The organism is Larkinella insperata, assembly GCF_026248825.1.
GTDB lineage: Bacteria > Bacteroidota > Bacteroidia > Cytophagales > Spirosomataceae > Larkinella > Larkinella insperata.
Genome location: NZ_CP110973.1, coordinates 2,744,525 through 2,769,093 on the forward strand (window position 1 = coordinate 2,744,525; position 24,569 = coordinate 2,769,093).

At 54.5% G+C, this 24,569-nt stretch carries 23 protein-coding genes; 12 read left to right on the top strand and 11 right to left on the bottom strand.

All coding sequences use genetic code 11. From position 1 onward, the window contains the following. Positions 1 to 8 precede the first annotated feature (8 nt). Positions 9 to 788: a 3-hydroxyacyl-CoA dehydrogenase gene (locus OQ371_RS11125; protein ID WP_265993838.1), complete on the top strand. Its 780-nt coding sequence runs from the start codon at positions 9 to 11 to the stop codon at positions 786 to 788. Positions 789 to 801: 13 nt separating this feature from the next. Here OQ371_RS11125 and OQ371_RS11130 read toward each other — a convergent pair whose 3' ends face one another. The 3 genes from OQ371_RS11130 to OQ371_RS11140 all read right to left on the bottom strand — a co-directional run bounded on the left by OQ371_RS11130 (position 802) and on the right by OQ371_RS11140 (position 3,021). Beyond that, the gene (locus OQ371_RS11130) at positions 802 to 1,506 is read right to left on the bottom strand and encodes a DUF3291 domain-containing protein (protein WP_265993839.1); all 705 of its coding nucleotides are present in this window, start codon (positions 1,504 to 1,506) and stop codon (positions 802 to 804) included. Between the two features lie 253 nt (positions 1,507 to 1,759). Continuing rightward, on the bottom strand, positions 1,760 to 2,275 hold the full coding sequence (locus OQ371_RS11135) for a sll1863 family stress response protein (protein ID WP_265993840.1): 516 nt from the start codon (positions 2,273 to 2,275) through the stop codon (positions 1,760 to 1,762). A 104-nt stretch (positions 2,276 to 2,379) separates the two neighbouring features. Next, entirely contained in the window at positions 2,380 to 3,021 is a 642-nt protein-coding gene (locus OQ371_RS11140) for a thioredoxin family protein (RefSeq protein ID WP_265993841.1), read from the bottom strand. Between the two features lie 279 nt (positions 3,022 to 3,300). On the opposite strand from OQ371_RS11140, the gene rplU reads away from it, so the two are divergent. From rplU to OQ371_RS11165, 5 genes are all read left to right on the top strand, one after another. Then, positions 3,301 to 3,612 (top strand): 50S ribosomal protein L21, encoded by a 312-nt coding sequence (gene rplU / locus OQ371_RS11145; protein ID WP_134030886.1) that lies wholly within the window; start codon positions 3,301 to 3,303, stop codon positions 3,610 to 3,612. Positions 3,613 to 3,684: 72 nt separating this feature from the next. After that, positions 3,685 to 3,987 carry a 50S ribosomal protein L27 gene (gene rpmA / locus OQ371_RS11150; protein ID WP_265993842.1) on the top strand — a complete coding sequence of 101 codons (303 nt, stop codon included), beginning with the start codon at positions 3,685 to 3,687 and terminating at the stop codon, positions 3,985 to 3,987. Positions 3,988 to 4,127: 140 nt separating this feature from the next. Next, positions 4,128 to 4,730, top strand: a complete 603-nt coding sequence (locus tag OQ371_RS11155; protein ID WP_265993843.1) for a NifU family protein — start codon at positions 4,128 to 4,130, stop codon at positions 4,728 to 4,730. Between the two features lie 99 nt (positions 4,731 to 4,829). Continuing rightward, entirely contained in the window at positions 4,830 to 6,275 is a 1,446-nt protein-coding gene (locus OQ371_RS11160; protein ID WP_265993844.1) for a DUF5723 family protein, read from the top strand. Positions 6,276 to 6,285: 10 nt separating this feature from the next. Further along, positions 6,286 to 7,491, top strand: coding sequence for an OmpA family protein (locus OQ371_RS11165; RefSeq protein WP_265993845.1), 1,206 nt, complete (start codon positions 6,286 to 6,288; stop codon positions 7,489 to 7,491). Here the strand turns inward: OQ371_RS11165 and OQ371_RS11170 are convergent, their stop codons facing one another. Then, on the bottom strand, positions 7,492 to 7,950 hold the full coding sequence (locus OQ371_RS11170; protein WP_265993846.1) for a response regulator: 459 nt from the start codon (positions 7,948 to 7,950) through the stop codon (positions 7,492 to 7,494). Between the two features lie 161 nt (positions 7,951 to 8,111). Continuing rightward, positions 8,112 to 10,511, bottom strand: coding sequence for a T9SS type B sorting domain-containing protein (locus OQ371_RS11175; RefSeq protein ID WP_265993847.1), 2,400 nt, complete (start codon positions 10,509 to 10,511; stop codon positions 8,112 to 8,114). Positions 10,512 to 10,748: 237 nt separating this feature from the next. Between OQ371_RS11175 and recG the strand changes: the two genes are divergently transcribed. Then, a complete protein-coding gene (recG, locus tag OQ371_RS11180) occupies positions 10,749 to 12,851 on the top strand; it encodes an ATP-dependent DNA helicase RecG (RefSeq protein WP_265993848.1) in 2,103 nt (700 codons plus the stop codon). Between the two features lie 77 nt (positions 12,852 to 12,928). Here recG and OQ371_RS11185 read toward each other — a convergent pair whose 3' ends face one another. Next, positions 12,929 to 14,137: a hypothetical protein gene (locus OQ371_RS11185; protein WP_265993849.1), complete on the bottom strand. Its 1,209-nt coding sequence runs from the start codon at positions 14,135 to 14,137 to the stop codon at positions 12,929 to 12,931. Positions 14,138 to 14,369: 232 nt separating this feature from the next. Here OQ371_RS11185 and OQ371_RS11190 point away from each other — a divergent pair, with 232 nt between their 5' ends. Next, positions 14,370 to 15,302 carry a sugar phosphate isomerase/epimerase family protein gene (locus OQ371_RS11190; RefSeq protein ID WP_265993850.1) on the top strand — a complete coding sequence of 311 codons (933 nt, stop codon included), beginning with the start codon at positions 14,370 to 14,372 and terminating at the stop codon, positions 15,300 to 15,302. A 14-nt stretch (positions 15,303 to 15,316) separates the two neighbouring features. Here the strand turns inward: OQ371_RS11190 and OQ371_RS11195 are convergent, their stop codons facing one another. Beyond that, positions 15,317 to 16,027, bottom strand: a complete 711-nt coding sequence (locus tag OQ371_RS11195; RefSeq protein WP_265993851.1) for a DUF1028 domain-containing protein — start codon at positions 16,025 to 16,027, stop codon at positions 15,317 to 15,319. Positions 16,028 to 16,178: 151 nt separating this feature from the next. On the opposite strand from OQ371_RS11195, the gene OQ371_RS11200 reads away from it, so the two are divergent. From OQ371_RS11200 to OQ371_RS11210, 3 genes are all read left to right on the top strand, one after another. After that, the gene (locus OQ371_RS11200; RefSeq protein WP_265993852.1) at positions 16,179 to 17,138 is read left to right on the top strand and encodes a S1/P1 nuclease; all 960 of its coding nucleotides are present in this window, start codon (positions 16,179 to 16,181) and stop codon (positions 17,136 to 17,138) included. Between the two features lie 118 nt (positions 17,139 to 17,256). After that, positions 17,257 to 18,141, top strand: a complete 885-nt coding sequence (locus tag OQ371_RS11205) for an SDR family oxidoreductase (RefSeq protein ID WP_265993853.1) — start codon at positions 17,257 to 17,259, stop codon at positions 18,139 to 18,141. A 157-nt stretch (positions 18,142 to 18,298) separates the two neighbouring features. Then, entirely contained in the window at positions 18,299 to 20,845 is a 2,547-nt protein-coding gene (locus tag OQ371_RS11210; protein ID WP_265993854.1) for an FdhF/YdeP family oxidoreductase, read from the top strand. A gap of 93 nt (positions 20,846 to 20,938) precedes the next feature. On the opposite strand, the gene OQ371_RS11215 is transcribed toward OQ371_RS11210, so the two are convergent. Further along, on the bottom strand, positions 20,939 to 22,027 hold the full coding sequence (locus OQ371_RS11215; protein WP_265993855.1) for an SMP-30/gluconolactonase/LRE family protein: 1,089 nt from the start codon (positions 22,025 to 22,027) through the stop codon (positions 20,939 to 20,941). 233 nt (positions 22,028 to 22,260) lie between these two features. Here OQ371_RS11215 and OQ371_RS11220 point away from each other — a divergent pair, with 233 nt between their 5' ends. Continuing rightward, positions 22,261 to 23,274: an SDR family oxidoreductase gene (locus OQ371_RS11220; RefSeq protein ID WP_265993856.1), complete on the top strand. Its 1,014-nt coding sequence runs from the start codon at positions 22,261 to 22,263 to the stop codon at positions 23,272 to 23,274. On the opposite strand, the gene OQ371_RS11225 is transcribed toward OQ371_RS11220, so the two are convergent. Genes OQ371_RS11225 through OQ371_RS11235 form a run of 3 tightly spaced genes read right to left on the bottom strand, consistent with a single transcriptional unit; the run spans position 23,261 to position 24,558 of the window. Then, complete coding sequence (locus OQ371_RS11225; RefSeq protein ID WP_265993857.1) at positions 23,261 to 23,980, bottom strand: DUF72 domain-containing protein; 720 nt, start codon at positions 23,978 to 23,980, stop codon at positions 23,261 to 23,263. The genes OQ371_RS11220 and OQ371_RS11225 overlap by 14 nt on opposite strands. Before the next feature lie 7 nt (positions 23,981 to 23,987). Continuing rightward, positions 23,988 to 24,236, bottom strand: a complete 249-nt coding sequence (locus OQ371_RS11230; protein ID WP_265993858.1) for a hypothetical protein — start codon at positions 24,234 to 24,236, stop codon at positions 23,988 to 23,990. Positions 24,237 to 24,246: 10 nt separating this feature from the next. Then, positions 24,247 to 24,558: a response regulator gene (locus tag OQ371_RS11235; RefSeq protein WP_265993859.1), complete on the bottom strand. Its 312-nt coding sequence runs from the start codon at positions 24,556 to 24,558 to the stop codon at positions 24,247 to 24,249. Positions 24,559 to 24,569: the final 11 nt, after the last annotated feature.

The window sequence follows — 24,569 nt, forward strand, 5'->3', positions numbered from 1 at the left end:
AATCAGTTATGCAGGTAAACACGAATACAGCCCTGATTACCGGCGGAGCTTCCGGGCTGGGCGAAGCAACGGCCCGGCTGTTTCATTCGCTGGGGGCCAATGTTGTCATTCTGGATCTAAACGAAGAAAAAGGCGAAGCCCTGGCGATTGAATTACAGGAGCGGGTGCGGTTTCTGCGCACCGATGTTACCAGTGAAGCCGACGTTCAGACGGCCGTTGATCTGGCCATTCAGGAATTTGGTAGTCTGCAGATTGCCGTCAACTGTGCCGGTATCGCGGAGGCCCGCAAGACCATCGGTAAGGTAGACGCCACGTACGGTCCTCATTCGCTGGCGGTTTTTGAGAAGGTAATCAAAATTAACCTGATCGGCACGTTCAACGTCATCCGGCTGGCGGCTTTTGCCATGGAAAAAAATACGCCCAATGCGGAAGGGGAGCGGGGAGTGATCATCAACACGGCCTCAGTAGCGGCTTACGACGGTCAGATTGGACAGGCCGCCTACGCGGCTTCCAAAGGTGGTATCGCCAGCCTGACGCTGCCCGTTGCCCGCGATCTGGCCAAAACCGGCATCCGGGTGATGACCATTGCCCCCGGTTTGTTTGAAACACCCTTGTTGATGGGGCTGCCCGAAGAAGCGCGGATTTCGCTGGGGCAGCAGGTGCCGTTTCCGTCGCGGCTGGGACGGCCGCACGAGTACGCGTTGCTGGCCAGAGCCATCGTTGAAAACCCCATGCTGAACGGCGAAGTTATTCGATTGGACGGCGCCATTCGGATGGCGCCGAAATAGCGATTTTGAAGGTTTATGATTTTATCGTGAGCGCTTCCGATGCGAGCGGTTTGCCGAAAAACAGGCCCTCGCTGGCTACCACCGCGAACCGGGCAAACAGCTCTTCCGAATACCAGCGCCGTTCGCGGGTTCGCCGGACAACCTCCTTGTGACCACTTTCCCGGTAGGCAAACTGCTCAATTGTTTTGGCGTTTTTCCAGACGCTGACGGTGCACTGTTGTACCAACGGTTTCTCGCCAACGCCCAGGGCCAGCAACAGATCATCGGTGTGATTTTTCAGACGCTCACGAGCCTGCGGAATGTGCCGCCAGAAATCGGGCAAAGCCGATAGCCGGATGGTGGCTCTCGTCAGAACCGCAATCGGCAGACCATCCGGACGAAACTCCGATGAAGAACCGAAGGGATTCTGGCCATCCCAGGCCCCGTGCGACCGAAGCGGATGCAGGTAAAGCGTACCCACCTCTTTTGTGTTCTGGCAGATGCGCTTCCAGCGGTCGGATTGAAAGAAAGACCGGGCGGCTTGTTCGTCGGTCCACACGCCCAGGAAGACGTAGGCCGACATGTCTGGTATCAAGCCAAAATTCCGTCCGCAGCCCATCATTTTCTGAAACTGCAAACCGTCGGTCTGAAAGGGCTGCATCATCCAGCGTCCCATGTTGGCAAAAGCGCCGTACCAGCCGCGGGGCCGGTACCGTAATAGCGTAAAAGTGACAATCACTGTAAATGAATGGGTAGTTACTAGCCGTTTATACTATTACCCAAATCGGTACGGCTTGTTTATTTCTCCAGGATTTTAATTTTTAAACGGGAAAGGTAAAAAAATCAGCAGAGCCTGTTGATCTGTGTTGACCAGCGTGGCGTTGTTGGCAATTTACTCCATCAAATGGGGAAAAATGTCCACAAAAAAGCCGTCCCGACCAGCATAGGCGAAACGGCTTTTTTGTTACTATACTTCAACTTCAGACTACTAATTAGTTGTTGTCATTGTCCAGTTTTTCACCGGCTTTATCGAATGCATCGCCGATGTTCTTACCGGCTTGCTTGAAACCTTTTTTTACGTCTTTCCAGGCGGCTGCGGTTGCGTTCTGCGCTTTGTCGAGGTCCTCGCCCAGTTCTTTACGTTCCCGCTCCAGATCGGCCAGTTTCTCGCGGGATTCGGCTTTTGCTTCGGCCCCTTCACGCTTGATATCGGCCTTCATTTCATCAATCCGGGCGTCGAGCTTGCGTTGTTCTTCCTTCATATTGGCGACGGCCTTGTCGCGTTCTTCCCGGAAATCAGCAGCGGCCTCTTCACCTTCAGCCTCCATTTTATCGCCCGCTTCTTTGGCATCAGCTTCAACGGCTTCACCCGTATTTTCCATGGCGTCTTCGGTCCGGGATTCGTTCTTGCCATCATTTTGACAAGCCGTTAACGAAAGGGAAGCTATAACTAATGCGGCACCAGCCAGGATTCGGATTTGTTTGAATGTTAGGATGACCTTTTTCATGTCTCTGATTGATTGGTTTGTAAAAGGTCATTGGCAAATGAAATGCCAGAAGGAACTACGTATCGGCAAGGAAGGCATTAGACGGTTTACCGCGAGGCAATCCATCACTCGTAACTCATCATTCCTTTCCATTTGATGGCACAACCGATGGCTTTCGTGGTCGTGGTGACGACGGGCCGACCCGCCAGCAGGTTGTTGACGGCTTCTTCGACGTACCGACGTTTGACGCCCGAAGCCACTTGCGGACTATCGTCGATCGCGCCGGTGTATTCAACGGTAAAGCGTCCGCCGACTTGTTTCAGCACGAAGGCTTCCGGCGTACGGGTAGCTCCAAACAGGCGGGCGACGGTTTGCGCTTCGTCCGACAAATACGGAAACGAATAGCTTTTCTCCTGCGCCCGGGCTTTCATATTTTCAAAAGAATCTTCAGAATAAGCCGCCGGATCGTTGGGCTGAATCGCCACAACCGGGAAGCCCTGCGAGGCATATTTGCGATCGAGCGCAATCATTCGTTCTTCGTAGGCTTTCGAAAACGGGCAGTGATTGGTAGTAAAGATGACAATAACACCTTTTCCGTTTTTATAATCAGACAGTGAAATCATTCGACCGTCGACGTTTTTCAATTTAAAATCCTGCACAACGTCGCCGAGCGTGTGAGGCCTCTTTTCATCGGAAGGAGGTGCCGGGGTAAATGTAGCCGCTACTGTCGTTATCAGTACAGCCAGCAGGCTGATCCACGCTTTCATGCATATTTATGGGTTAAGCAATATTATCTCGTCGCAGAACCGTGCAATGCCGAAACCCCAAACATTCTTCCGGCAGGGAAATTTACTGCCAACAGGTCCTGCGCGCTGTCGGCATTCGTTATGGAAAGCTACACAAAATTCATGCTAACCAGCAAAGAACCAAGAAGTTTCCCACTTAATTAACATTTCTCCCGAATAGAAGGTTCTGATTTCTTTTTTCAGAGAATAACTCTTATATTTGCACCTCATTTTTGAGAAACAACATTTTCTGTATCAATCATGTATGCAATCGTAGAGATCGCAGGGCAGCAATTTAAAGTAGAGAAGGGCCGTTATGTCTACACCCACCGGTTGGAAGGCGACACGGACGCTGCACTTGTGTTCGACAAAGTTCTCCTTGTCGATAATGACGGTACCATTTCGGTAGGCGCCCCGACCGTCGCTGGCGCTCAGGTTTCTGGTAAAATCCTGGAACACCTGAAAGGCGAGAAAGTAATCGTCTTTAAAAAGAAACGTCGGAAAGGCTACAGAAAGAAAAACGGCCACCGTCAGTATTTGACCAAAGTATTAATCGAAGACATTACTGTATAATACCGTTTAGGGTCTGAGGCCGAAGAGCTAATTACTTAAACCTCATACCTTGAACCTTAAACTTTTTAAAAAATGGCACACAAGAAAGGTGTAGGTAGTTCCAAGAACGGCCGCGACTCGATCAGCAAGCGCCTGGGTGTTAAACTGTTTGGCGGTCAGGCTGCCATTGCTGGTAACATCATCGTTCGTCAGCGTGGTACCAAACATCACCCTGACACGAACGTTGGCATCGGTAGAGATCACACGTTGTTTGCACTGGTCGACGGTCAAGTTCACTTCCGTAAAGGCAAAGGCGGCCGTTCCTTCGTGAGCGTGATCCCCGCTGGTCCTTCCGTTGTGGAAGTGGCTCCGGTTGAAACAGTAGCTGCTGAATAAGCATTTGAAGTTATTCCGAGCGGAATAAGCAACGCATACGAACCTGTCTGGCTCCGCCGGGCAGGTTTTTTCGTATCCGCAAACTAATCTTTTCCGGCTGCTGTTTCTTTCGTACTGGCTTGAACCAACACTTGTAAAAAATGACAACTTCGCTATATCCTCCAGTTTCGCTTTATACCGAAAGCAGCCCGAATCCCAATTCCATGAAGTTTGTGGTGAACTTTCCGCTGGCTCCGGAAGGGCTTTCGTTCGACTACGCTGATGCGTCCGAAGCAATCGTCAACAGCAAAAGCTCCCCGCTGGTTGTGGCTCTGTTTGGCTTCGACTTCGTCAAGCGGGTATTCATTGCCAGCAACTTTGTTACGGTTACAAAAGACGACGAAACCGAGTGGGAAGATGTGCTCTTTGAACTTAAACAGTTCGTCCGGGCTTATTTCAACGACCAGAAGCCGGTATTTGCCCAGCAGACGATTGACGCCAACACCACGAAAGTAGAAGCCGATTCGCCGACGGTGCAGAAAATCAAGGCCGTCCTGGACCAATACATTCGGCCCGCCGTGGAATCCGATGGGGGGGCTATCAGCTTTCATTCTTTCAATGAAGACAGCGGTACGGTCAAAGTTTTGCTGCAGGGATCGTGCAGCGGTTGTCCTTCTTCCACGCTGACGCTGAAAGCCGGTATTGAAAATCTACTGACCCGATTAGTACCCGACGTAAAACAAGTCGAAGCAGAAGGCGTTTAAAGAAATGACGAGCGATGGCTTAGAAGTGATAACTTTGTTCGTTGACAATTATCATTTGTAAACCATCGTTCGTTGTTTATATTCTGACCTTTTTTGCTTATGAGCCTGCGGCTGTTGTCTTTTAATCTTCTTTGTTGCTGCTTTTTTATTTCCTCCGTTACCGCTCAGAACTTTCTGGGCGTATCCCCCAGTCCGTACGGGGGAACGCAGAGCCTGTACCTTAATCCGGCTTTTGCTGCGGATTCGAAGTACGGCTTTTACCTGAACATTGGAGCCGGAAACGCCCACCTCAACAACGATTACTTTCGCTACCAGGCTCCGTATTCGCTTATGTCGCTCGTGCTGAAACGGGTGCCCGGTCCATATAGACTGTCCGATGGGGCGGTATTATTTCGTCCGGAATACCTGGGAGAAAGCGGAAATGGCAAACCTAAATCGGCAACGGCCTGGACGGATCTGCGCGGCCCGTCGCTGCTGGTGCGGCTGGGCCAGGGAGCCGCTATCGGTCTGACGACGCGGTTGCGGGCCACTGCCCAGGTTAACAATGCTTCTGAAGCCTTGCTGTCGGTTGTCCGGGCGGGACTCGAAGATCAACGGTTTTATAATCTTCCCAACCGGGACAATCGGTTTACGGCCAATACCAACACCTACGCCGAACTGGGCCTGACGCTGGCCGGGGCTATCGTTCAGAATGATGATCAGCAGCTTTCCATTGGTATCACGGTAAAACGGCTGCAAGGAATTACGGCGGGTTATTTCAAAAACAGCGGCCTTTCATACCGTGTGTTGAGTGATTCGGTACAATCGGGCCAGTATTACCTGCAGGTTGATGAACTCAACGCCGAACTGGGCTACACAACCTACCTGCAAGACCGTGGCCGCTCGGTAACGCTCCGGCAGCTTTTTGATGGTAACAACCCGGGCCGGGGCTGGGGAGCCGACATCGGGATTTCCTACCAGCTCAAGTCCGCCGACGATCCGAATAACTACGCCCTCCGGTTGGGCATCGCCCTACTGGATATCGGAGCCATCCGGTACCGCGATGACCGGTATGTCCACCAGTATTCCATTGATGCCGCCAACAGGCGCTTTGAAGCAACGGACTTTGGTCAGGTGTCTGGCAGTGAGGGTATTGCCAATGTGGTTACAAACAGACTGGGACTCACCGATGCCAACAACAGCGGGCGGTTTACGTCAGGGTTGCCAACGGCTTTATCGATCAATGCGGACCTGGCCATCGGAAGAGGGCTTTATCTGACCGGTACCCTGCTGCAGGATGTCCGGCCCAAGGATGCCATTGCCATTCGCCAGCCTTCGCTGATTTCGGTAACGCCCCGGCTGGAAACCTCAGCGCTGGGTGTGGCTGTTCCGCTAACCATCATCAACAATTCGTTTGTGGCGGGTGCTTCCATCCGCCTTGGACCCGTTTTTCTGGGAACCGACAATTTGTTTGGTATGATTGGCAGTAATTCCAATAAATTGCGCCCGCGCGGTGCCGACATCTACGCCGGTCTGGCGATAGCAAGTCTGCAACGAAAACCGTAGCCTGGAGCGCATGAGAGTTTTGAAAATTTTTGCAGTATCGCTGGTTCTGATCATTCAGGCGGTAATTTGCAACGGGCAGGGAAATCCCGTCGATGAATACACCGTCCAGATTGAAACAAGGGAGCGCAACGGTCGGCCCATTCCGGCTACGCTGACGATCACCAGTGAGGCTACCCGGAAGGTGCAGCGTGGGACGTTGCGATCGGGTTCGTATACGGTCGCGCTTCCGGCGGGAGGAGTGTACCGGCTTGATGCAACACAGGCCGGATACCGTCCCGCCCAGAAAATCCTCCGACTCGACCGGATTATCGACCCTAACCAGGCCCGGCAAACCGTTGTCCTGATTATGGAGCGGGAAATTTCGAGCGAGTCGCCGGTTAATGTAACCGTGATCGATTTCGAGACTAAACAACTCGTCCGGCAGGTTCTTAACGTGCAGATTCAGGAATTTGATGGCAAACGAGTCATCATGACCGGACCACCGCGCGAAGGTCGCTTTACATTTCTGGCCGAATTTGGGCAGAAAATCCGATTTACGGTCGAAACGCCGGGCTACCAGCCGTATACGTATGTCGTTGATGTGAAAGACCAGCACGACATTACAATTCCGCTGCAACGGGCTCGTAATCCAGTAGTCGCGCAGGAGTCCCCAGCGTCAGAACCGATACCGCAACCGGCCGCTCCCCCCGCAGCAACTCAGTCGGCGCCAATAACTGCCCCCCCCGTGGCAACCGCCCCCGCTCAGACCGCACCACCCGTTGCCGCAACTCCCATCCCAACAAACCCTCCACCCAATACGACATCGTCTAGGCCGGCGGCCCCGGAAGCAACGCCACCGGCTACTGTTAATACCGATTTATCAACGCTGGCTCCCGGTAAAGCCGTGACCCTCAACAGGGTGTATTTCGACCAGAGCAGTTATATGCTTCGGCCGGAGTCGTACACCCAGCTCAACCAGTTGGTTGCTTTGCTGAAGAGCCGTCCGGATGTGCGGATTGAGATTTCCGGCCATACCGATAATGTGGGTGATCCGCGGCTGAACCTGGCGCTTTCCGAAAACCGGGCCCGGGTGATTATGTCGTACCTGGTTGCCAACGGGATTGCCGAAAACCGCCTGCGCTCTAAAGGATACGGACAGACTCAGCCTATTGCCGCTAATGACACGGAGGAAAATAAACGCAAAAACCGCCGGGTAGAGGTCCGGCTTTTGGAATAATCAATGGTTTGAAGAAGCCGATGCGGAATTGAGCCAATGCTGGTAAACCTCCCGCATCAGATCTTTAATTTCATCGAAGTACAGGGGTTTACTGATACAGACTGTTGCACCCAGGTCGATGCATAATTCCATTTCGTCCTGATTCTGCGTATTGACAAACAAAACAACCGGAATGCGTTCCCAGAGAGCGTTTTCCTTGATTTTGCGAAGCGTATCAAAGCCACTCAAACCCGGCATGTATTTATCCAGAATGACAATCCACAAATTCAGCGATGTTACCGATTGATTGGTTTCCTGCTGCATGAAGTCCAGCAGACGCTCTCCACTATCGAATTCCTGAATAGGGGAGGCCATTTGCATCGACTCCAGCGCCATTCGCATCAACATTCGATCCTCCTCGTCATCATCCACCAACAGGACAATCGGTTTTTTATCAGAATTTGTATACGGTATTTCCATACGATTCTGTTTTGTACACAAACAGCCGCAAAAATCGTAAATAGGAATTAATCGAAAAACCCATTCGATAGAAAAAACCACACTTGTTTAAGAATAATTAAACAGGAATTGCTACGTCGACATTGGAAATTTCTATGAATACGGTGCGTTATTTAGCGTATTTAGCGGGTAATCAGCACGCTACCGCTCCGGTGCGGGTGCGAACCGCCGGGTTTGATGACATACTGATAAACGGCCGGGGGAACGTCCTGCCCATTGCTCCGCCCGTCCCAGGGCTGCGCGTAGCCTTTTGAAACAAAAACCGGATTTCCCCACCGGTTGTACACTTCAACGGTACAGTCCGGATAATCGGCAATGCCCCGGATGACCCAGTCATCATTTAGCCCGTCGTTGTTGGGTGTAAAGGCATCCGGAATGAAAAGAGCGGTCATGACCGTTACCGTTAGCTGGGCGGTAAACTCACAGCCTTGCGGGGTGGTAACTTTCACGCGGTAGGTGGTTGTAGTGTCGGGACTGGCGTAGGGGCGGGCGGTTACCGGACTGCTCAGACCCACGGAAGGCGTCCAGACGTAACGGAGTGTATCAACGTTGGTTGGATTAAGTTGGACCTCACTACCGCGCCGAACTGTTACATCGGAAACCCGGATGAACGGAGCGGGCAGCACCTGCACCGTTTGCTGCGCACGGCCCGGACAGGCGCTACCGGTCTGCGACAGCGTATAGGTAATGACGTATTGCCCCGGGCCGGTTTTGGAAGGGTCAAATTCGGACGCCGTCACGGCCCCGGCTGCCCGCCCAATACCGGTGAAGGTTCCGCCACCGGGCTCGGCGTGCAGCGATAAACGCTCGGTGGCGTTCTCGCAAATGGCGGGCAAAGGGGTCATTGAAACCGTCGGAGCAGTGTTGAAAGTAAGTAAAATACCGTCCGAGACGGCCCGGCATTGGTTGGTGTCGGTGACGGTCAGTACGTAATAGCCGGACTGAGTAGCCGCCAGCGATGCGGTTTCTTCCTGATTCAGAACGGTTCCTGTCATTTCCCACTGGTACCGATACGACGGCCTGGCGACGGCATTCAAACGAATGGTATCCCCGGAGCAGACCGTTGTGGCGGGGGGCGGAGTGATCGATGCGACGGGTTTAGGATGCACCTGCACCGACACGCTGTCAGTTACCGTACAGCCCGTTACTGCGCTGAAAATCTGGACTTTAAATTCGCCGGTTTCGTGCGGTTGGTAATCCGACTCCCGGGCACCCGGGATCGGCTGGCCATTTTTGAACCAGGCATACGTGTAGCTCCCCTCGGGTGCTTTCAGAAGGACCGACCGGCCGTCGCAAAAGGTGGTGGGGCCGCTGGCTGTTAACTTCAATCTCTCGGCTTCGGTCATGTTGATCCGCACGCTGGTCTGGGCGGGGCTCGGTTTACCGCAGGTATTTCGGAATTTTTTAATGACGGTATAGTCGCCGGACGCTTTGACAACCAGGGTGGCGGTGGTGTCTCCTTCCAGATTCTGACCGTCTCGCTGCCACTGAAACGACCATTCCGTCGAGGATTCGGTCTGGAGGGTAAGCTCCTGCCCCTGACAAACGGATACGCTGGTGACGACTCCCCCGGCGTCCTTTTCAATGTGCGCGTTGACGGGCGCCTGCGTCAGTTCAATAACGGGGGCGGGCGGGGTGTTGGTGGGGCAATCGACAACGGCCAACTGGAAATCGCGCCGGACCGAGCCGATTCGCTGCCCGTTCCGAAACTCTTCGCACAAAACTGCAAAGGCAAACAAGCCGACCTGACTGGCCGTCACGCTCAGTTGCCCCGTTTCCGGGTTGATGCTGAGACCGGGCGCGCCCGGCACGGCATTTTCCGCGCTGAATCCCGGTCGCCAGCCAACCGTCGGATAAGCCGAACTGGGTTGGTTGTCATACGCCGTTCCCTGGTCGGTGAATCCTTTGTAGGGCGTTACCAGCGAGTATTTAAGCTGATCGCCGTCGGCATCGGTGGCCTTAAAACTAAAGCTGAACGGTTGTCCTTTGCAGGCATATTCGCCGGTTGGAACCGAAAAAGTGGGCGATGAATTGGGCGTTAGTTTGGGGGCGGGGAACTCCAGGTGAAAGACCATGCCGGATTCATCGGCCTGCGTAATGTTATCGATCGCACCGCTGCGGCAACAGACTCCGTGGACCGCGTAATAACCGCCCGGATCATCGAAGCGATCTGCGGAAAGTTCAATTTCCTTGCTGTAAACCACTTCCCGCAGTTTCAGGGGACGCAGTTGGGCACACGCCTGGTTGGAAGCGCTCAGGGGTTGCTGATTGAGCAGTGGTAGCTCAAACTCACCCATTTTCAGGTTATCTTTTCGGCGGTAAATGGCCAGTTTGACGGTTGGCTTTATTTCACCCGCCCGGCTATTCAGGTCGTCAATAAACAAATGGAGCGACAAAGTGAACTGGTCGGCCGTTCCCTGGCGGGCGAGCCGGATGTTGCCGCCGACAATGTGAGATGCTGATACCCAAGTGCTTAGGCCAAGCAAAAACAAGATGAAGAGATAAGTATTCCGTTGAGTCATAGACCACTTGCTGTCCGGTAAATTCGCGCAAAAAGTAAGCCATTGTCAAAATTATCACAAGCATCGACCGCAGAAAAGTTGTCTTTTCTCCGTTTTGGATACGGATTTCTGGCTCGGGCAGTGCATCAAATGGGCCAAAGAACCGTATCTTTTAAGAAAATTTGTAGCTTTGGTTAATCAGAAGAACCTGGCAACAGAACGATTCCGGGCCAACGAAATTGTTCTACAAACAGAGGTATGACGGAGCGTATCACGTTTTTCGACACAAAGATTGAATTTTTAAAGGGCGTAGGGCCTCAGCGGGCTGCACTGTTTAATACCGAGCTCAATATTTTTACGTACCGGGACCTGCTTCAGTATTATCCATTCCGGCACGAAGACCGTACGCGCTTTTACACCATTGCCGACCTGAACGATGCCCTTCCGGCGGTTCAGGTCATTGGCCGCGTCCGGGATTGGGTAATTGCCGGTGAAGGGCCCAAGAAGCGCCTGGTGGCTACCTTCACCGACCATACCGGTTCGATGGATCTGGTGTGGTTTCAGGGAATCTCGCATTTTGAGAAGTTTCTGCGGGCCGGGGGTGAGTACATCGCCTACGGGAAAGCCATCGCCTTTGGCAGCAGTTACAGCATCACTCACCCGGAACTGGACCCGCTTACGCCCGATAGCGAGCAGAACATGACCTTCCAGCCCGTTTATAACCTGACCGAAAAACTGCGTCGGATGCGGGTGGATAGCAAACTGATTGCCCGAACCATGCGTCAGTTGCTCGAGGTGGCTTACCCGTACATTCACGAAACGCTGCCCGATTCGCTGCTGGAGCAATACCGCCTGATTTCGAAGGCCGACGCGATTGAAAATATCCATTTGCCTAAAAGTCAGGCCTGGTTGAAACAGGCCGAACGGCGGTTGAAATTTGAGGAGCTGTTTTACAATCAGTTACGGCTGATCAAGAACAAGCTCGTTCACCGAACCGAATACCCGGGGCAGGTTTTCCGGCACACGAAATTAGTCACCCGGTTTTATAAGGAATTCATGCCGTTCGACCTGACCGGGGCTCAGAAGCGGGTGCTGCGCGAAATTCACACCGATGTGGTCAGCGGCAAGCAGATGAACCGGTTGTTGCAGGGGGATGTCGGGAGCGGAAAAACCATCGTTGCCTTTATCAGTATGCTGATGGCGATCGACAACGGTGCACAGGCCTGCATCATGGCCCCCACCGAAATCCTGGCGGATCAGCATTACTACGGTCTGAAGGTTTTCGCCGACCAACTGGGCCTGAACATCGGACGGCTGACGGGCTCGACCCGCACGAAGGGCCGCCGGATTATTCACGAGCAGTTGCAGAACGGCATGATGCACATCATTGTCGGCACGCACGCGCTGCTCGAAGATGCGGTGCAATTTAAAAACCTCGGCCTTTGCATCATCGACGAGCAGCACCGTTTCGGGGTGGCCCAGCGTGCCCGGCTCTGGAACAAAAACCAGGAAGTTTCTCCGCACATGATGGTCATGACGGCCACGCCCATTCCGCGGACGCTGGCCATGACGCTTTACGGCAACCTGGATCTGTCGGTTATTGACGAATTACCGGCGGGGCGCAAACCCATTAAAACCGTTCACCGGTATGATACGCACCGGCTGGAAGTGTTCGGGTTTATGCGGCAGCAGATTGAACTGGGGCGTCAGGTCTACGTGGTGTATCCGTTGATTGAGGAATCGGAAAAGCTGGATTTCAAGGACCTGATGGACGGTTTTGAAAGCATCGCCCGCGCGTTTCCGAATCATCCCATTGGCGTGCTGCACGGCCGGATGAGCGGTTACGACAAGGATTTTGAGATGGAGCGGTTTGTAAAAGGGGAAACCAAAATCATGGTGGCCACAACGGTGATCGAGGTGGGCGTCAACGTTCCGAATGCCAGTGTGATGGTGATTGAAAGTGCGGAACGGTTTGGGTTGGCGCAGTTGCACCAGTTGCGGGGCCGCGTGGGGCGGGGGGCCGAGCAATCGTACTGTGTGCTGATGACCGGTTACAAACTCAGCAAGGAAACCCGTACGCGCATCGAAACGCTGGTAAAAACCAACAACGGTTTTGAAATTGCGGACGTGGACTTGCAACTGCGCGGCCCCGGCGATCTTTCCGGAACGCAGCAGAGCGGTATTGCCGATCTGGTCCTGGCCGACCTGGCCAAAGACGGAGCCATTCTGACGGCCGCCCGCGAATCAGCGCAGCAAATTCTGGAAGAAGACCCCGGCCTGGTGTTGCCCCAGCACGCGCCCGTTCGGAATCAGGTTGAGGTTCAGCGGGAGGGTGAAACGAACTGGAGCCGGATTAGCTAAGCGGCACCAACCCAAAGCGGTAATCTGTTGCGGATTGGCAAAAAGCTTCCCAGCCCGCAACAGATTGCTCGCGAAGTTTAATGGGATTCGTCGGTTTCGAAACCGAGAATGGCTAACCGGGTGGGCTGGGCCGAAACCTTGTGCTTCGTAATCTGGGCCAGGTTGGTTAAATTGATCTGATGAACTTCTCCCAGGGTGGGCAGAGCAATGTAAGCGTATTTTTCGGTGGCTTCCATCACCGGTTTGAATGTGTCGGTCGAGGGTGTAGCGCCAATGACACTGCCTTCTTTCTTCAGGCTCCCGGTCGACAGATCGTAGATTTTCAGCGTGCCGTTGGTCAGCAGCAGCAACAGGTTTTTTCCGGCCCGATCCACTTTACACTGCATCACGTCTGTTCCCTCGTAAATCGGTGTAATTCGATTGGCGGTAATGTCGACAAAGTAAGCCCCTTTGGTGGCAACGAAACCCACGAATTTCTTCACCGCAGCCGCTTCCAGAATGGTGCCCAGCCGGATGTCGCCAAAGCCTTCGGGATTGGAGATAAGCCGCTGCTCACCGGATTGAGTTACCACCAGCGCACCACCCGCTACGCCAAAAACCGCATTGGTGCCGTCGGTAGCGTTGCCGTGTAACCGACTCACCGCCAGCTTCGATGCGAAAACTTCTTTGCCCGTCGCATCAATGATTTTGACCCCGTGCGGACCGGACAGTTTAGACGAAGCATCCACGAACGTGACCGCGTACGTACCGTTGTCAAATTTAGCCATTGCCCCATGATGCGCCGTCAGTCCGGCGTTGATCACGTTCATTTTCGCCCCGGCCACGTGGAAATCGGCTTCGTTCCCGACACTCAGCGTGCCGTCTCCATCATTAAAAATAAGCGATTCAGTGCCCCTCGTTTTAAAGTGAGTCGGTTTGGGCCGGTCGCTGGTCATGGCCGCAAATTTGGGCGTTCCCTTTACATCAACGTGGTCGCCGTGGTATTCCAGACCACTGTCGAAATACTGCACGAAGTTCTGGGAACCGTACAGGAGAGCCGCAAACCGCCCGGATGCTGTTGCGTACAAAGTAGCGTTCGGATACTGGGCGTCGAAGGTTGTGATGGTGCCGCTGGCGGGCGCGATTTGCGTAAGCTGTTTACTGGTTCCATCCGAAACCAGAAGCCGTACGTGCTGGTACTCACCCGCCGATTGGCCCGGAGCTGGATCGTTACCGTCTTTTTGACAGGAGGTCAGGAGGGCTGCCACGCTCAGGGAGAGAGCTAGTCGATAAAAGGAAGCTTTCATGTTTTAAGAGTTATTTATGCAACTATGATGCAAATGCAACAAGGATGCAAAAATAGAAGAGTTTCGGTCGGATTACCAAAACCACGGATTATTAATTTTCGACCAGACAAAAAAGCGCGGAGGAAACGAGACTGCGGGCGGGTGGAAAAAGGAGACTTTCAGACAACATCCATAGAACGAATCAGGTAGAAAAGTGTAGCTTTGAACGTATGATCCAACGCTACACAATGCTATGAAATCCTGGTCCCGTCGTGAATTTCTGCAATCCTCCACCATTTTGGCGGGTGGCCTGCTGGCGCCGTCGCTTCCGGCTTTCCGGGCGGCCCCAAAACCGTTACGGCTGGGCGGTCCCATCTTCCTGAAAAGTGAGGATCCGGAGGAATTGGCGCGGGAACACCGTCGGTTGCAATACAGCTCGGCATACATCCCGGCGGTGAATCTGACGGATACCGTGAAGATTAACGCCATTCGAAACGCTTTTGCGGCTCAGAACGTGATTATTGCGGAAGTTGGTGCCTGGGTAAATATGCTGGAGCAGAATCCTGAAAAGCGGAATAAGAACCTGACGTACGTATCGGAACGGCTGGCGCTGGCCGATGCCGTCGGGGCGCTGACCTGCGTCAACATTGGCGGTTCGTTTAATCCCAAGCAGTGGGACGGCCCGGATGCCCGCAATCTATCAAAAGAATATTTCGATGCGACGGTCGAAAATTGCCGGAAGGTGATCGACACCGTAAAGCCCAAAAAGGCCAAATTTGCGCTGGAAATGATGGGGTGGAGCCTGCCTGACGGTTCGGATTCGTACCTGAAATTCATCAAAGCCATCGACCGCCCCGCGTTTGCGGCCCACATCGACATTGCCAACATCATCAACACACCCGGACGGTATTACCAGAACACGGAACTCATCAATGAAACATTCCGGAAACTGGGCCGCTGGATTGTGTCGGTTCACGCCAAGGACGTGCACGGAAAAGACGTTCACTTTGCCGAAACCATGCCGGGGCGCGGAGCACTCGATTACGTGACCTACATCCGGCAGGTGACGGCTTTACCGCAGGAAACCCCTTTCCTGCTCGAACATCTGCGTACCCCCGAAGAATACGACGAGGCCCGAAAATTTGTCATCAGCAAAGCCGCCGAAGCCGGAGTTCCACTGGCCTGATGAACGCGGCCAGCTTATTCTGATGCCCGGCTTTTCCATTTCGTGTATTTGCTCCGCAGCATGCTGACGGCGTTCATGCCGCCCGACTTTTGACCGAAAATAGACAAGTCGAGGAAAGGCTTCTGTGACGTATCATCGGCTTTGGTAACGGTAATGAAGGCACTGGTTGCACGTTGCGCCCCGCAGCGTCGATCACCCCCGGCATTGGAGCCGGCTTCCAGCGCCAGCATCAGGATTTCGTCGATGGGCAGGGCGTTCCTCCGGCCTTTTAGAACGGCATCCATAATCGTTTGAAGTTCATCGTCCGATGTGAGGGTGTTGCCCTGTACCGAAACGCCCCGGGCCGTCAACGCGCCTTGGTGGGCATGGGTGGCCGTTCCGGTGTAAGTCGCGGGCGCATCGAGAAACCGGACGCTAACAACGGCGTATTGCTGTTCTTCGGGCCTAAACCGGGGATCGCGCAGGGCGGCAACGATTTGCGCAGGTGATTGACCGGCTTTGAGCCGTTTTACACCCGCCTGCCGGGCGTCGTGGTTACTCATTGCCTGGACGATAACCGCCCCCTGACCCGGCAGAATACGGCCAATACCGTAGCAATTGTACGAGCAGGACGCTCCGGCTATGCCGATTTCACCGGTTTTTTCGTCAACCAGAATGATTGACCACGTGGCGAAAGAGCACGAGGGGAGACCAAGCAGGATCAGTAGCGTAGCAATACTTTTCATACAAGTTTTGATGAGGATTTTGGGGGTAGATGCCCTGATTTCGATTTTTGTTGCACACCGCTTCAGCCACCGCTCTATTATTTTTGCAAAAATCAACCGACCAAACCGGAATTAGCGGGTTATGCAAGTTTACCGACCCGCTCACGAACCTATGATGAAGGCATTACACACAAAGAGGCTCTGGCCGTGGCTTTTACTCAGTCTGTGGCCGTTATCGGTCTGCGGCTGGAATAAACCCACCCACATGGCCATTGGAGCCATCGCGTACCGGGATTTACAGGTAAAATCGCCCCGAAAACTAGCCCGTCTGGTTGCCTTGTTGCGACAGCACCCGGACACCAAAACCCGCTGGGCGGCCACGCTTCGGGATTCGACCTTATCGGAAGACGACAAAAATCGGTACCTTTTTATGCTGGCCGCCCGTTGGCCGGATGACATCAAAGAGCCAAACAATCCTTACGACCACCCGACCTGGCATTACATCAACTACGTCTACAACCCGGCGATGGGAATGGCCCGGACCGATACCACCCTGGCCACGGGCGAAAACATTCTGCAGGCGTTTGAGCAAAACCGGCAGCTTCTGAAAAGCGACGCACCAGACAGCATGAAAGCCGTTGCCCTGTGCTGGCTGCTCCACCTGGCCGGGGATGTGCACATGCCCCTGCATACGGCAGCCCTGATTAGTCCGCAATTTCCGGCGGGAGATCAGGGTGGCAACCTGTTCAAGATCAAAGTCAGCATGAGCAACCCAACGCGCAATCTGCACGCGCTCTGGGACGGGATGCTGCTCAGCACGGATCGCTTTGACGCGGCCGATCAATTGGCTCGCCAACTGGAACAGGCGTACCCACGCCGGAAAGCACCCCGCCGACGGAAACCGGACATTGATGCCTGGTCCGTGGAAAGTTTTGAACTGGCCCGGCGGTTGTCATACCGCGAGGGATCGCTTCTGGCCGGTACGGGCGACAACGGAGTGGTGTTGCCCGCCGATTACTTGCCAACAATGCGGCCCGTTGCCGAACAGCGGGTTGCGCTGGCGGGCCACCGGCTGGCGAACGGACTATGGTTTGATCTGAAAAAGAAAGGATGGTTTGGTTTGCGGGGGTAAAATCGGGCGGGGTCCATTGACTCATTTCTGATAAAGGAACGCCGGCAAATCCGGTTGATGGGTGGGCAATCAGGTTAACAGAGTAGTATTCATGTTTAATCTGAAAATGTAAAGCCCAATGAATCCATCCAGCCTACAAGACCCCCAGAACAACTATCCACAACCCCCGCAACCCGAGCAGCAACAGGAGGTGCCGGGCACCGAAGCCGACATGCAGCCCAAAGCTGATCACGGTGAAACCTCCTACAAAGGTTCGGGCAAGCTGACCGGTCGCAAAGCAATCATTACCGGGGGCGATTCGGGGATTGGCCGGGCCGTGGCCATTGCTTTTGCCCGGGAAGGGGCGGACGTGCTCATTGCCTATCTGAACGAAGAAGAGGACGCGCGGGAAACCGCCCGCTACGTCGAAGAAGCCGGTCGGAAAGCCGTGCTGGTGGCGGGTGACATCCGCGATGAGGCTCATTGCCAGCAGCTGGTGGAGCGGGCCGTGTCGGAGTTGGGCGGGCTGGACATTCTGGTCAATAACGCGGCCTATCAGATGTCGCAGGAATCGTTGCAGGATATTACGAGCGAACAACTGGACCGGACCTTCCGCACCAATATTTTCGCGATGTTTTACCTCTGTAAAGCCGCCGAACAGTACCTCCAACCCGGCAGCACGGTAGTGAATACCACCTCGGTGAACGCTTACAAACCCAGCCCCACGTTGCTGGACTACGCAGCCACGAAAGCCGCTATTCAGAACTTTACGGCCAATCTGGCTCAGGTGTGGGGTGAAAAAGGCATCCGGGTCAATTGTGTGGCGCAGGGCCCCATCTGGACCCCCCTGATTCCGTCGACGATGCCGCCGGAGAAGGTGAAAAATTTCGGGCAGGATGTGCCGCTGCAACGCGCCGGTCAGCCCGCTGAGCTGGCTCCAATTTACGTCCTGCTGGCTTCCAATGATTCCAGTTACATGACGGGGAGTACCGTGCAGGTAACGGGCGGAACACCAACGATTTAACCGGCAGACATTACCTCATTATGTAGTTTACAGTCATTGGACCTCCGGCATGGAAGTCCAATGACTATTTAAATAAAATTAAAGTTTTTACAGAACCATCCACATTCGGGTTTATTGCGTTTATTGATTAAATCCGTCAACGAGTTTCGCTTTTGTCATGGAAAAGTCACCCAACAACCAGAAAAAGCCTGCTGATATACCTGAACAGGTGATTGGAAAGGAGCCAAGGAGTGGAGAACGGCCCGGTCAGGGTAGCGCGTTGACCAATAATCACTACGATCCGCACGGCAAACCAGATGCCGATAAGCGTGTTTTACCCGCACCCGATACATTGGAGAACAAACGAAAATTCACCATCCTGGCCCAGCCACCCGAACGATTTACGGGCCTCAAACTAGATAAACCGGCCGATGTGGCCGCCGGATTGCCCGCCGTCCTGAAATCCGGCTCATTTGCCTGGGGTGAAGCCGGCGTTGGCCGCGGAACCCACGCCCTGCTGAAGCTCAATCAAAAAGACGGTTTTGACTGTTCGTCCTGCGCCTGGCCCGACCCGGACAGAGACCGGTCCATTGCCGAATTCTGCGAAAACGGGGCTAAAGCGACTGCTTCCGATGCCGACCACAAGCGCGTTGATACAGACTTCTTTGCAAAGCACAGCGTGGTGGAACTCTCGCAGATGAGCGACCGCGATCTCAACAACGCCGGTCGCATTACGCATCCGGTGGTGCTGCGGCCCGGTGCTACCCACTACACGCCTATTGCCTGGGACGATGCATTTCAACTCATTGCGGATGAACTAAACAAGCTGGAATCGCCTAACGAGGCCGCTTTCTACACCTCCGGTAAAGTGCCCAACGAACCCGCCTACGTCTACCAGCTTTTTGTGCGGCAGTTTGGAACGAATAACCTGCCCGACTGCTCCAACATGTGTCACGAGAGCAGCGGTTCGGCCCTGAGCCCGACGGTGGGCCTGGGCAAAGGTTCGGTAACGCTCAATGATGTTCACGAAGCGGATGTGATCATCATCATGGGGCAGAATCCGGGAACCAACCACCCCCGGATGCTGACGGCTTTACAGATTGCCAAGCGCAAGGGCGCCAAGATCATTTCCGTTAATCCGTTGCACGAAGCGGGGTTGAGCCATTTCAAAAACCCGCAGGATTTCATGAATCCGATCAAAGCCGTCGGAACCCTGCTGGGCCACGGTACGCCGATCACCGATTTGTTTCTGCAGGTGAAAATCAACGGTGATATGGCGGTTCTGCGGGGCATCATGAAGTACCTGCTGGAAGCCGAAGAAAAAGCCCCCGGTACGGTGATCGACCTCGAATTCATCCGGCAATACACAACCTGTTACGAGGAATTTGCGGAGGTGATTCGCAACACCACCTGGGAAGATATCGAGGAAATGAGCGGGGTTCCGCGCGAACAGTTACGCGAAGCGGCCAACCTCCTGGCCCACAAACAAAAGATTGTTACCTGCTGGGCAATGGGTCTGACGCAGCAGAAAAACGGCGTGATGAGCATTCAGGAAATTGTGAACCTGCACCTGCTCAAAGGCGCCATCGGCATTCCCGGCGCGGGGCTGTGTCCCGTTCGCGGGCACTCCAACGTGCAGGGTGACCGGACAATGGGCATCTGGGAGCGTCCTCACAAGGAGTTTCTGGACGCTTTGCAAAAGGAATACAACTTTCAGCCGCCCCGCGAACACGGTCTGGATACGGTGGAAACCATCAAGGCGATGCACGACGGTAAAATCAAGGTGTTTCTGAGTCTGGGTGGCAACCTATTGTCGGCCGGGCCGGACACCGAATTTATCGCGGACTGTATGCGGAAGCAGCGGCTGACGGCTTTTGTGGCTCCCAAGCTCAATCGGGGGCACCTCACAACCGGCTCCCTCTCACTCATTTTGCCCTGTTTTACCCACCTGGATATTGATCGGCAGAAGTCGGGACATCAGTTCACTTCCTGCGAAAATTCAATGGGGGTTGTGAGCCGAAACAAAGGCGTGCTGGAACCGCTGGAAGGGGAAATGCGCAGCGAAGTCGCCATCCTCTGCGGTATTGCCAAGGCAACGCTGGGGCCCCGCTCGACGGTGAATTGGGACGCCTATACGGAGAACTACGACACCATCCGCGACGCGATTGCCCGCGTGATTCCGGGCTTTGAGGATTTCAACGAGAAAATCCGCAAACCGGGCGGCTTTTACCTGCCCAACGGCCCCCGCGAACGCAACTTCACGACGGAAACCGGCAAGGCCAATTTCTCGGTCACCGACATGGTGATGCACCACATCCAGCCCGACCAACTGGTGCTGATGACAATCCGGAGCCACGACCAGTTCAACACAACGGTCTATGATTACAACGACCGGTACCGCGGTATTCACGGCGAACGGCGAATCGTTTTCATGAATCCGCAGGACATGGCCGACCGGGGCATTCGGGAGCGGCAGCTAGTCAATGTCACCAGCCATTTTGAAGGCCAGACCCGGATGATGGAAAGGCTGATTGCCATTCCCTACAACATTCCGAAGGGCAACACGGCGGCTTATTATCCCGAAGCCAACGTGCTGGTGCCGGTGGCCAGCGTGGCCTATATCAGCAATACGCCCACCTCCAAGTTTGTGATCGTAACCGTGGAGCCCATTTCCGAAGCGTTTGTGAAAGGTGATGGCTCCACCGAAGTCGTCGCAGCGGGATAGGCGGTAACAAAGAACACACCAGGGGCCGCTTGCTGGTTTGGGTCGGGATACCGTACCCGTCAGCGAGCGGCCCCTGGTGTTCTATTGGCTGATTTACTGGAGGTTGAATTTGAAAATTCGATACGGCTCGGTGCGCTCCGTTCGGGGAATGTGCAACTGCGAGGTGGTGACGTAAAGCTGCCCGTCGGGGCCGAGGGCGAACGTGTCGGGCCACTTTAGCTGCTCACTCTGCACCATGCGCTCCTGCCTGCCATCGGGCGCCATCCGGATGACGGCATTAAGCTGCATTGCCGACAGGTACAGGTTGCCGTTCGGGTCGAAAATCATGCCGTCGGTTGGTTCCGTATCGGCCACTTTCTCGACCTGAGCCGCCACCTGCTCATCGGTCAAGGATTCGTTCTGCAAGGCTTCCGTCGGCACCCGATATAGGCTACGGCCCGTCAGGGCGTGCCAGTAAAGGTGCGTTCGCTGGGGATTCAAGGCGATACCATCCGAATCGGAAGACGGTATTTTGCCCGACTGGGTCCGGTAAATTCGGCCCTCGGCCGTGATGATTGTGCCTTCCGATTTGGTAGACGGGTGCCGACCCAATAGCCGCCGGGCCTGACCGCTCGTCAGATTAACGACAATAATACCGCCCTGATTGGAGTCGGTGATGTAAGCCAGGTTTTTCTGCGTATCCACCCGAACATCATTCAGGTAACTCGACGGATAAACCACCATCTCGTCGTTGAATACAATCCGCTGGAGCAGTTCGCCGGTATTGGGATTAAACTTCAACAGCTTGGCTCCGCCTTTTACCACACCCCGCATTTGCGGAGAAGCCGGGTCCAGCACCCACAAATTGTTCTGATCGTCGACGTAAACGCTCTGGACGCAGATAAAATGGTCTTGAGGATTGAGGGTCGGATTCCAGGTGTTCCATTCCTGGTTGGGAAACGGCAGAGCCTGCCCACCGTCGAGAACCGCCACCGAATACGGAATCGTGTCTACTTCCATGCGGGGGTAATTGGCAAACAGCTTACTCTGCTGCGACACCGCCACGCCCGTCCACTGAACCGACGACGTGGCGACTTCCGTCAGCGTAATGCCCGGCACTACGTCGTCTTCTTTGTTGTCACATCCCCCCAGTACGGTAAGAACGAGTCCTAAAACCGTCGTGAATACATTATTTTTCTTCATTGGTGTTGAGCTTGTACGGTAGAATAAATTCTGGATCGTTGATGGGTTCAGAAGCCGGACTACTTAGTAAGGCAGTGGTCCGGGTTATTAGAAAACGGTACGTTGCCGATCGGAATGGCTTTATTTCCGGCCGGAAACAAACACTCGGTACGGCCGGGTGTTAACCAAAGCGAAAGCAACGGATACCAACCCGCATGACGGCGAAGTCATGGAGGGGAATTTCACAAAACTCAATGAACTTTTCATTCAAGCCCCTGAAAGAGCAGGTAATGGTCATCACCGGAGCCTCAAGCGGAATTGGCCTGGCGACGGCGCAACTGGCTGCCCAACACGGAACCCGCCTTGTGCTGGCTTCCCGAACTGAAGCTGCGCTGGAAAAAATTGTCAGCCAGATCAATGCCGGGGGCGGGCAGGCCGTCTATGTGGTGGCCGACGTGGGGCGTCGGGAGGATGTGCAGCGCATTGCCGACAGCGCCCTCGAACGGTTTGGCGGTTTTGATACCTGGGTAAACAACGCTGGTGCGGGGCTCTGGGGCCGTCTGGAAGTCGTCAGCGATGAAGACCATCGCCGGTTGTTCGAAACCAACTTCTGGGGCACGGTCTACGGCTCATTGATTGCGGTGGGTCACCTGAAACAACGGGGCGGTTCGCTCATCAACATCGCCAGCGCGGCCGCCGATCTGGCCCTTCCGTTGCAGGGAATGTACAGCGCCACCAAACACGCCGTGAAAGGATTTACCGATGCGCTGCGGATGGAACTGGCCGAAGAAAAGGCTCCGGTTTCCGTCACGACCGTCAAACCCGCGGGCATCAACACGCCGTTGCCGCGGCACGCCCGGAATTACATGGATGAGGAGCCTCAGTTGCCCCCGCCGGTTTATGAACCGAAGGAAGTGGCCTTGGCCATTCTCCACGCTGCTACGCACGCGGAACGGGATATTTACGTTGGCAGTGCCGCCAAAATGATGAGCACCGGGAACAAGTACGCGCCGGGCCTGATGGACTGGATCGGGGAGAAGGTCTTGTTCGATCAGCAGCGTCGGTCGGAACCCGCGCAACATTCGGCGGGTATTTTGCACCAGGCTGGTTCGGACGGCGTGGTGCACGGCGATCATCCCGGCTACGTAATGAAATCCAGCTTCTACACCCGGGCTTCGCTGCACCCTCTGATTACCGGGGCCGCTCTGGCAACGCTTGGGCTGGCGGCCTTCGCCTGGCTTTCGGCGGGGCGTTCTAGATCGTGGTAGTCCGGAGAATCGTTTTGAAGAGCAGGGCGTCCTGAAACATGTGGATGTTATTGAAAAACACGTAGGAGGAACGGTCAGCCGGTAGCAGTTCAACCAGTTCGCTCAGTTCCTGTTCTTCGTACTGATACCGCCAGCCCTGACGGCCGTGGAGTCGGAAATAACAGCGGTCGGGTGTAACGGTTTGGGCAGCGAACAGGTCTACTACGTGCCAGAGATTCTGGTCGTGGCAAATTTCCTGCACCCGTTCACGATCCCACGCACCCCGGGGTTCCCAGGCGAAATTAAAAGTATGGCGGTCAATGCCGGAAAAGAAACGTTCCAGGTTGGCCTGGTTCTCGCGGGTTGGTTTGAAACTGGCCGGACACTGAAACAGGATGGTTTTTGCGCCGAGAGCCCGGGCACAATCGGCGGTTACCTGCCAGGCTTGCTGAACCACTTCCGTGGGCTTAAACGACCCCGCCTGCTGACGTTCGTCGTCCGAAAGCGTTTTTTTCAACCGTTTGTAGGTCGGGCTGCGGGCTTCGTGGGTGATGAGTTGCCAGGCTTTCAGGGTAAATTCAAATCCGGGGGGCATCTGCCGACGCCAGTTTTCCAGGGTTGTCAGCCGGGGTGGTTGGTAGAAAGTGTGTTGTACTTCCACGCACGACAGCTGGTTGGCGTACTCGGTTTTAGGTCGGCTAAAGCCGCAGGTGCCCACGTTCACCATCCGTTGGTTAGACTTTTCCTTTGTGATCCCAATGGTCTTTAAACACGGCCCCGCTTTCCTCTTTCAACAATTTACGGGTATACTGGTCACCCTTGATAATGCCCCGCTCGTTGGCTTTACCAATGTACATAACGATTGGATTGCCGTCTTCGTCCGTTTTCAGCGCCACATCATAGCGGTTGAATTTAAAGGTCACCAGACTGGACGGTTCGTACGTTTTGTTCAGGTGCTTCATCAACTTATCCCCAATTTTCATATACGTTTCACTAAGAAGCAATCAATAACTGCCGTTTCCAAACAATCCCGGGTTGGACCGGTTCTTCGCGACTGACAGCGGGGGTAATGGTACGCGGGGTGGAAGCCGCCGTCGACAGTTTGCGCATCAGCACGGGGATGGACCGTAGCCGAGCGTTGGCTTTCAATTCGCGCAAAACCTGCAGGTTTGCGTCCGTTGATCGAGCCAGGTCGAGTACAATCAGTTCGGGCAAACAGAATGTGGCAGAGCCACATAACTTCTCAAACAGGTGCTTGGCTGATTCGTAATAAACCGCCGGATAGGCCGAATAATACGTTTCCATTCCAGGCACGA